The 7,974-nt window shown below is 64.3% G+C and carries 10 protein-coding genes; 5 read left to right on the top strand and 5 right to left on the bottom strand.

What is annotated here, in order from left to right; all coding sequences use genetic code 11:
- Positions 1 to 1,145, top strand: a 1,145-nt coding sequence (locus EN745_RS24640) for a dihydroxy-acid dehydratase (RefSeq protein WP_189363151.1), incomplete at its 5' end; no start/stop codon positions are given.
- Positions 1,132 to 1,956 carry a tetratricopeptide repeat protein gene (locus tag EN745_RS24635; RefSeq protein WP_126054190.1) on the top strand — a complete coding sequence of 275 codons (825 nt, stop codon included), beginning with the start codon at positions 1,132 to 1,134 and terminating at the stop codon, positions 1,954 to 1,956. The genes EN745_RS24640 and EN745_RS24635, both read left to right, overlap by 14 nt.
- Before the next feature lie 31 nt (positions 1,957 to 1,987).
- On the opposite strand, the gene EN745_RS24630 is transcribed toward EN745_RS24635, so the two are convergent.
- From EN745_RS24630 to erpA, 5 genes are all read right to left on the bottom strand, one after another.
- On the bottom strand, positions 1,988 to 2,281 hold the full coding sequence (locus EN745_RS24630) for a hypothetical protein (RefSeq protein ID WP_126054191.1): 294 nt from the start codon (positions 2,279 to 2,281) through the stop codon (positions 1,988 to 1,990).
- Between the two features lie 79 nt (positions 2,282 to 2,360).
- The gene (xth, locus tag EN745_RS24625) at positions 2,361 to 3,155 is read right to left on the bottom strand and encodes an exodeoxyribonuclease III (RefSeq protein WP_126054192.1); all 795 of its coding nucleotides are present in this window, start codon (positions 3,153 to 3,155) and stop codon (positions 2,361 to 2,363) included.
- The gene (locus EN745_RS24620; RefSeq protein ID WP_127422477.1) at positions 3,152 to 3,556 is read right to left on the bottom strand and encodes a VOC family protein; all 405 of its coding nucleotides are present in this window, start codon (positions 3,554 to 3,556) and stop codon (positions 3,152 to 3,154) included. The genes xth and EN745_RS24620 overlap by 4 nt, the downstream gene beginning before the upstream one ends.
- On the bottom strand, positions 3,553 to 4,068 hold the full coding sequence (locus tag EN745_RS24615; protein ID WP_127422476.1) for a hypothetical protein: 516 nt from the start codon (positions 4,066 to 4,068) through the stop codon (positions 3,553 to 3,555). The genes EN745_RS24620 and EN745_RS24615 overlap by 4 nt, the downstream gene beginning before the upstream one ends.
- Positions 4,069 to 4,072: 4 nt before the next feature.
- Positions 4,073 to 4,420 carry an iron-sulfur cluster insertion protein ErpA gene (gene erpA, locus EN745_RS24610; RefSeq protein WP_127422475.1) on the bottom strand — a complete coding sequence of 116 codons (348 nt, stop codon included), beginning with the start codon at positions 4,418 to 4,420 and terminating at the stop codon, positions 4,073 to 4,075.
- A gap of 70 nt (positions 4,421 to 4,490) precedes the next feature.
- Between erpA and EN745_RS24605 the strand changes: the two genes are divergently transcribed.
- The 3 genes from EN745_RS24605 to EN745_RS24595 form a co-directional block, all read left to right on the top strand.
- On the top strand, positions 4,491 to 5,720 hold the full coding sequence (locus EN745_RS24605; RefSeq protein ID WP_127422474.1) for a deoxyguanosinetriphosphate triphosphohydrolase: 1,230 nt from the start codon (positions 4,491 to 4,493) through the stop codon (positions 5,718 to 5,720).
- Between the two features lie 64 nt (positions 5,721 to 5,784).
- Positions 5,785 to 7,542, top strand: a complete 1,758-nt coding sequence (gene argS, locus EN745_RS24600; RefSeq protein ID WP_126054196.1) for an arginine--tRNA ligase — start codon at positions 5,785 to 5,787, stop codon at positions 7,540 to 7,542.
- A 103-nt stretch (positions 7,543 to 7,645) separates the two neighbouring features.
- Positions 7,646 to 7,974: hypothetical protein (locus EN745_RS24595; RefSeq protein WP_145992121.1), on the top strand; the 329-nt coding region annotated here is incomplete at its 3' end.

Below are 7,974 nucleotides of genomic sequence, written 5' to 3'. Positions count from 1 at the left end.
CCTGTCCGTCGGCCGGCTCGTGCGGCGCCCAGTTCACCGCCAACACGATGGCCACCGTCGCCGAGGCGATCGGCCTGGCGCTGCCCTATTCCTGCGGCGCGCCGGCACCCTACGAGATGCGCGACCGCTTCAACTACGCCTCCGGCGAAAAGGTTATGGAACTGATCGCGAAGAACATCCGGCCACGCGACATCATCACGCTGAAGTCGCTGGAGAACGCCGCGACGGTCGTGTCCGCCACCGGCGGCTCGACCAATGCCGCGCTGCACCTGCCGGCGATCGCGCATGAGGCCGGGATCAAGTTCGACCTCTTCGACGTCGCCGCGATCTTCGAGAAGACGCCTTACATCGCCGACCTCAAGCCCGGCGGCAAATATGTCGCCAAGGACATGTTCGAGGCCGGCGGCATTCCGCTGTTGATGAAGACACTGCTCGACCATGGTTACCTGCATGGCGATTGCATGACCGTGACCGGCCGTACTTTGGCCGAAAACATGCAGCATGTTGCCTGGAATGACAGCCAGGATGTGGTCCGCCCCGCCAACCGGCCAATCACCAAGACAGGCGGTGTCGTGGGCCTGAAGGGCAACCTTGCCCCCGAAGGCGCGATCGTGAAGGTCGCGGGCATGTCGGAACTGAAATTCTCGGGTCCGGCGCGTTGCTTCGATTCGGAAGAGGAGTGCTTCGAAGCGGTCACGCAGCGCAACTACAAGGAAGGCGAGGTTCTCGTCATCCGCTACGAGGGTCCGCGCGGCGGTCCGGGCATGCGGGAAATGCTGTCGACGACGGCGGCTCTCTACGGTCAGGGCATGGGCGGCAAGGTGGCGCTGATCACCGACGGACGGTTCTCGGGCGCGACGCGCGGCTTCTGCATCGGCCATGTCGGGCCGGAGGCGGCTATCGGCGGTCCGATCGGGCTCATCAGGGACGGTGACGTGATCTCGATCGATGCGGTCAACGGCACGATCGAGGTGGCGCTGTCCGACGCCGAGCTGGCGGCGAGGAAGAAGACGTGGAAGGCGCGCAAGACCGACTATCAGTCGGGCGCGATCTGGAAATATGCGCAGACGGTCGGATCGGCCCGCGACGGCGCGGTGACCCACCCGGGCGGTGCGAAAGAAACACATTGCTATGCGGATATCTGAGGTGTTGAGGTCGTCTGTCTTTTCGGCACTGGTCGCTGTGGCGACCTTGGGCGCCGTGGGCCAAGCCATGGCCTTCGACGACAAGGTATTCGACGACAAGACCGGCGTGAAGCCGCAGTCCAGCCCGTGGGCGGTGTTCCAGTTCGGCTTTTCCGCCTACAAGAACGGCCACAAGGACCAGGCGGTCGAGGCTTATAAATACGCCGCCGAGAACGGCCAGATTGGCGCCACCTGGAAGCTTGCGCGCATGTATGCCGAAGGCGACGGCGTGGCACGCGACGACTATGCGGCCTTCAAGTTCTTCTCGGAGATCGTCGACCAGGATGTCGAGCCGGGTTCGCCGGAGGAGAGCTATGTCTCCGACGCGCTGGTGGCGCTCGGCGACTATCTGCGCAAGGGCATACCCGGCAGCCCCGTCACGGAGAACGAGGTCGCGGCGCAGGAATACTACATGCGCGCGGCCGCCAACTACCGCAATCCGAACGCCCAATTCGAGATCGGGCAGATGTTCCTGAAGGGCGAGGGCGGCGTCAAGGCAAGCGTCAAGCAGGCCGGGCGCTGGCTCCAACTGGCGGCCGAGAAGGGCCATGCCGGCGCGCAGGCGACGCTCGGCAACCTCCTGTTCCAGAGCGGCAAGGTGGTGCGCGGCCTGGCGATGATGACGGCCGCACTCGAGCGTGCCGCACCGGCCGACCAGCCGTGGATCCGCAGCATGCAGGAAGAGGCCTTCGCCGCCGCCGGCGAAGCCGACCGCCGCACGGCCATCTCCCTGGCCGACGACATCCTGACGAAGGGCGGCGGCGACCAGTAAGCCGCGCCGCTGCCCAGTCACCCCAGGTAAATCAGTTCTCGGTCGGTTCCGTCGGCACCATGCTTGGCGCAGGCGTCGAGATCGGCGTGGTCATGACCGGCGGGGTCGTGCCCCGGCAGTCGTCATGGATCTTGGTCCACGAGGTGTTGTTGAGAACCATGTCGCAGCGGGCGAGGTGGCTTTCGCCGGCAATCGTCAGGCAGGCGGTCTCACCAATCTTGAACGATTTGCCGTTGGCAAGGCATGCCTGGGCGGCAAGCACCGGTGCCGGCGCGATCAACGCCAACACAAGACCAGCCGAGCAAAGAACAAACCGGATCGCCATCGAACCCCCGCAGCAAGTCGCATCAAACGCGCAATTTGTGGCGATATCAGGGTTTTGCGGAGATTTGCGTGAGTAGCCGTCAGGCGGGCTGCAGCGCCAGTTCGATCGCCACCGGCACGTGGTCGGATGGCTTCTCCCAGGCGCGGACATGCTTTTCGACCGAGGCCGAGGAAAAACGGTTGGCGGCTTCGGGCGACAAAAGCAGGTGGTCGATGCGGATGCCGTTGTTCTTCTGCCAGGCGCCGGCCTGATAGTCCCAGAACGTGTAGACATCGGACGAATCGGTGACGGCGCGCACTGCTTCGGTGAAGCCGAGGTTCTTCAGCCGACGGAAGGCCTGCCGCGTCTGCGGCTGGAACAGCGCGTCGCCCAGCCAGTTGTCCGGGAACCGGGCGTCGGCGGCTTCGGGGATGACATTGTAGTCGCCGGCCAGCACCAGCGCCTCCTCGAGCCGCAGCCGCTCCTGCGCCCACCTCTCCAGCCGCGCCATCCAGGACAGCTTGTAGGAGAACTTCTTCTCGTCGTCGATCGGATTGCCGTTCGGCAGATAGAGCGAGGCGACACGCAGCGCGCCCCTGTCGGTCGAGAACACGCCCTCGATGAAGCGCGCCTGCTCGTCCTCGTCATCGCCGGGCAGGCCCTTGATAACTTCGTCGAAGCGCAGCTTCGACAGGAGGGCGACGCCGTTGAAGCCCTTCTGGCCATGGGTCTCGACATTGTAGCCGAGCGCCTCGACCTCGGCGCGCGGGAACTGTTCGTCGACCGATTTGATCTCCTGCAGGCAGACGATGTCGGGCGCGCTTTCGGTCAGCCAGTGGGTGAGGTTGCCGATGCGGGCGCGCACGCCGTTGATGTTCCAGGTGACGATTTTCATGGATTGCCCTTGGGATCTTCGGACGGGAGGCGTTCGACGAGGCCGATCGTATTGCCTGCCGGGTCCTTTAGGAAGGCCATCCACTCGCTTTCCCCCGCCGGACCGAACTGGCCCTCGGTGTCGCGATGGACGAGTGCCGGCGGCGCGGTGAAGGGAATGCCCGCGGCCTTCGCCTGCGCATGGAAGGCTTCGAGGCCGGTAATGTCGAGATAGACGATGCCCGCCGGCACGCCATCGGTGAAGAACAGGCGCACGTCGCCGGCCATGATGAAGGCGATGCCCGGCGGATCGTAGCGCGCATGCACGCCCATGCCGAGCACGTCACGCCAGAAGGCGAGCGTGATGTCGAGATCGCGGCCGGCCGAGAGCGCGACCTGACGGACCGCGCCGACGCCGCTCATTCAACCACCCCGTAGGGTTGGTGTTCGCCATTGTCCGATAGTATCTGCTCGATCGCGTCCCTGAGGTGCAATGCTTGCTCGAGCGTTGTCCGCTCGTCCATCCAGTCGCAGGCGTCGAAGAGCCCACCGAGCCAGTGCGGGGAGTCGTATTTCTGCTCGATAGGGGAGACCATAAGGCAAATTTGGAAGGGCCGGATCTCACCTTGCAGGTAGCGGCGAATGCGGCGCAAGAACAGCTTCCGCGCCATCTCACCGGCTTCCACGGAACTGTCGTCGAAATCAGGAAACCGCCGCGCGACCAGCGACTTCAGGTGGCCATGAGTTTTCCCCAGACCCAATGCGTTTCTCGGATTGCACCGCACCAGCTCGATGTAGTCATCATCGTCGGCGTAGCTTGGCGATGCAACGTGAAGACCGGCCCAACCAACAATATCGACATCGGAAATCGCTTCTATCTCGCGGGCGACTAAGACCGTCCTCGGGTCTTCATTGCCGTCGAGAAGCGGCGTCATGTCTTCAAATGCTGAAGCTCGTGCCGCAGCCGCAGGAGGCGACGGCATTGGGGTTCCTAATCTGGAACGACTGGCCCATCAGGTCGTCGACGAAGTCGATCACCGAGCCGCCCATATAGACCAGCGACAGGTCATCGATCAGCACGGTGGCGCCGTCCTTCTCGATGGCGACGTCGTCGTCGTTGCGCGTGTCGACGAGGTCGAACTTGTAGGAAAAGCCGGAGCAGCCGCCGCCTTCGACCGAGACGCGCAGCGCCGTCTTGCCCGGCTCGCCGGAAACGATCCTGGCGATCCGCTTGGCGGCGGCGTCGGTCATCTCGACCTTCATGGCAGTCTTGGCATCCGCGCCCATCGGCGTCACCTTGCTTTCGGTTTCATATGATAGGTATGAAGCGGGCGGGGCCAAGTCAACTGGTGGGTGAATGGACGTGCGGCAGGGCAAGGATGCTCTCGGGGACATAGGGTTCGGCTACCGGCCGCGCGCCGCCTATGCCAGCGATCCCGCGCGCTCGCGCGGCCGCCTGTTCGAGGAGGCCGAAAGCCCGACCCGCACGCCGTTCCAGCGCGATCGCGACCGCATCATCCATTCGACCGCCTTCCGCCGCCTGAAGCACAAGACGCAGGTGTTCGTCGCGCATGAGGGCGACCACTATCGCACGAGGCTGACGCATTCGATCGAAGTGGCGCAGATCGCACGCGCGCTGGCGCGGGCGCTGCGCGGCGACGAGGATCTGGCGGAGGCGGTGGCGCTGGTGCATGATTTTGGCCATACGCCGTTCGGCCATACCGGCGAGGAGGCGTTGAACGAGAAGATGGCCGCCTGGGGCGGCTTCGACCACAATGCGCAGTCGCTGCGCGTGGTGACGCGGCTGGAGCGGCGCTATGCCGAGTTCGACGGTCTGAACCTCACCTGGGAGACGCTGGAGGGGCTGGTCAAGCACAACGGGCCATTGACGAATGCCAAAGGGCAGGGGCTGAAGGGCCCGGTGCCGCAGGCGATCCGTGACTATTCGCAATTGCACGATCTCGAGCTCGACCGATTCGCCGGCATCGAGGCGCAATGCGCGGCGATCGCCGACGACATCGCCTACAACACCCATGACATCGACGACGGTCTGCGGTCGGGCTTCCTGACGCTCGACATGCTGGAGGACGTCACCTTGCCGGGCTCGATCCTGGCGAGCGTACGAGCGCGCTACCCGGCGCTCGATCCGGTGCGCACCGGCCACGAGCTGATGCGGCGGCAGATCACCATGATGGTCGAGGACGTGATTGCCTCCACCCACGCCAACCTCGGGCGGCTAAAGCCCGAGAGCGCCGACGCGGTGCGGGCGGCGGGCGAGACGATGGTGACCTTCTCGGCCGGCATGGCCGCGACCGAGAAGGAGTTGAAAGCCTTTCTCTACAAGCACCTTTACCGGCACAGCGAGGTCATGCGGGTGCGGGCCGATGCCGAACGGATCGTGCGCGACCTGTTCGACTTCTATTTCGCCGACCCGCGCGCCATGCCGGACGGCTGGCGCGAAGGACTCGATAGAGCGCAGGACCGCATCAAGGCGCGCGCCGTGGCGGATTTCCTGGCAGGCATGACCGACACCTATGCGCTGAAGGAACATCGGCGCTTGTTTGACCACACGCCCGATTTGAGCTAGGGCGGACGCGATTTTGCCGGCCAACGAGCCGGATTCCCTTGCACAGCCGCCAGAGCCAGACCCAATGAACATATTCGCCGATTTCAACGCGCGAGTCATAAAAGCCGTCGAAGCGCTTGATCTGAGAGACAAGGATGGCGCGTTGCTCGACTTGTCGCGCATCGCCGTCGAGCCGCCGCGCGACGCCAGCCATGGCGATCTCGCCACCAACGCCGCGATGGTGCTGGCCAAGCCGACCGGGCAGAACCCGCGCGCGTTGGCCGAAAGGCTGGCCGAGGCGCTGCGTGGCGACGCCGACGTCGCGGCGGCCGACGTCGCCGGTCCGGGCTTCGTCAATCTCAGGCTGCAGGATGGGTTCTGGCAGGCGCATCTGGCGGCGCTCCTCGGCGAAGGTCGCAACTATGGCCGCTCGACCATCGGCGGCGGCCGCAAGGCCAATGTCGAATATGTCTCGGCCAATCCGACCGGGCCCATGCATGTCGGCCATTGCCGGGGCGCGGTGGTGGGCGACACGCTCGCCAATCTGATGGCCTTCGCCGGCTACGATGTGACCAAGGAATATGTCATCAACGACGCTGGCTCGCAGATCGACGTGCTCGGCCGCTCGGCCCTGCTGCGCTATCGCGAGGCGCTCGGCGAGACGATCGGCGAGATCCCGCCCGGCCTCTATCCGGGCGACTATCTCGTGCCGGTCGGCCAGGCGCTGGCGCAGGAGTTCGGCGGCAAACTGCTGCAGATGCCGGAGGACGAGGCGCTGGCCATCGTCAAGGATCGCACTATCGACGCAATGATGGCGATGATCCGTGAGGACCTGGCGCTGCTCAACGTGCATCACGACGTGTTCTTCTCCGAGCGCACGCTGCACGCCGACCATGCCAAGAAGATCAGGGCGGCGATCGCCGACCTGACGCTGAAGGGTCATATCTACAAGGGCAAGCTGCCGCCGCCCAAGGGCGAGAAGCCGGACGACTGGGAAGACCGCGAGCAGACCCTGTTCCGCTCGACGGCCGTCGGCGACGACATGGACCGGGCGCTGGTCAAGTCGGACGGTTCCTTCACCTATTTCGCCGCCGATGTCGCCTACCTCAAGGACAAGGTGGAGCGCGGCTTCGTCGACCTGATCTATGTGCTGGGCGCCGACCATGGCGGATACGTCAAGCGGCTGGAGGCGCTCGCCCGGGCCATCGCCGGCGACGAGGTGAAGCTCACAGTGCTGCTTTGCCAACTGGTGAAGTTGTTCCGCGACGGCGAGCCGGTCCGCATGTCCAAGCGCTCCGGCGATTTCGTCACACTGCGCGAGGTGGTCGAAGAGGTCGGTCGCGATCCGATCCGCTTTATGATGCTTTACCGCAAGAACGACGCGCCGCTCGACTTCGATTTCGCCAAGGTGACCGAGCAATCGAAGGATAATCCGGTGTTCTACGTGCAGTACGCCTCGGCGCGCTGCCACTCGGTGTTCCGGCAGGCGAGCGAGCAGTTGGGCGAGGCTAATTTCGATCGCAACCGGCTGACGGCTTCGGTGGCTTCGCTCTCGGACGAGGGCGAAATCGGCCTGATCCGGAAGCTGGCTGAATATCCCAGGCTGATTGAGTCCGCGGCTCTTGCATTGGAGCCGCACAGGCTGGCATTCTACCTCTACGATCTGGCTTCCAGCTTCCATGGACACTGGAACCGGGGGACCGATAATCCCGACTTACGTTTTGTTAAGGTTAACGACCGACAATTGACGTATGCCAGACTAGGGCTGGTGCAGGCTGTTTCGGACGTTTTGACGTCCGGCCTGACGCTGATAGGGGCGGATGCGCCCACCGAGATGCGTTAGGTTTGACTAAAAAACCTGTCACCTTTTGCCCACATTGCGCTGGTAAGGGCCAACCCTGCGCGACGTCCATGGCGTCCGACTGTGTGCGAGTTCGGGAACAATAATGGCAGACAGAACCCAGCTGAAAGTAGCCGATCGCAACGACATCGCTGACGACGATCCGTTTGCGGAACTGACCAGGATCATGGGTTTCGACCCGCGCCAGCCGGTAAAGCCGCAGGCGCCTGTCCAGAAGGCTGCGCCCGCCAATCAGCCTGCCGCGGAGGGCGATTTCGACATCGACCTCGAGAAGGAACTGATGGGCGAGTTCGGCGCGGAGGAGAGCAAAGCCGTCGCGCAACCGAAAGAGCCGGCTTTCGAAGCCGCGGCCCGCAACGCGCTTGACGACGAGCTTGCGGCGTCGCTCGACCAGGACTTCGTGTTCGACGATAT

The organism is Mesorhizobium sp. M4A.F.Ca.ET.022.05.2.1, assembly GCF_003998845.1.
Taxonomy (GTDB): Bacteria; Pseudomonadota; Alphaproteobacteria; order Rhizobiales; family Rhizobiaceae; genus Mesorhizobium.
This window is presented reverse-complemented; position numbering and strand designations above follow the sequence as displayed.

Excerpts from the sequence above, each read along its gene's own strand:
- EN745_RS24635 (WP_126054190.1), top strand. The coding sequence starts at position 1,132 with ATGCGGATATCTGAGGTGTTGAGGTCGTCTGTCTTTTCGGCACTGGTC.
- EN745_RS24630 (WP_126054191.1), bottom strand. The coding sequence starts at position 2,281 with ATGGCGATCCGGTTTGTTCTTTGCTCGGCTGGTCTTGTGTTGGCGTTG.
- xth (WP_126054192.1), bottom strand. The coding sequence starts at position 3,155 with ATGAAAATCGTCACCTGGAACATCAACGGCGTGCGCGCCCGCATCGGC.
- EN745_RS24620 (WP_127422477.1), bottom strand. The coding sequence starts at position 3,556 with ATGAGCGGCGTCGGCGCGGTCCGTCAGGTCGCGCTCTCGGCCGGCCGC.
- EN745_RS24615 (WP_127422476.1), bottom strand. The coding sequence starts at position 4,068 with ATGACGCCGCTTCTCGACGGCAATGAAGACCCGAGGACGGTCTTAGTC.
- erpA (WP_127422475.1), bottom strand. The coding sequence starts at position 4,420 with ATGGGCGCGGATGCCAAGACTGCCATGAAGGTCGAGATGACCGACGCC.
- EN745_RS24605 (WP_127422474.1), top strand. The coding sequence starts at position 4,491 with ATGGACGTGCGGCAGGGCAAGGATGCTCTCGGGGACATAGGGTTCGGC.
- argS (WP_126054196.1), top strand. The coding sequence starts at position 5,785 with ATGAACATATTCGCCGATTTCAACGCGCGAGTCATAAAAGCCGTCGAA.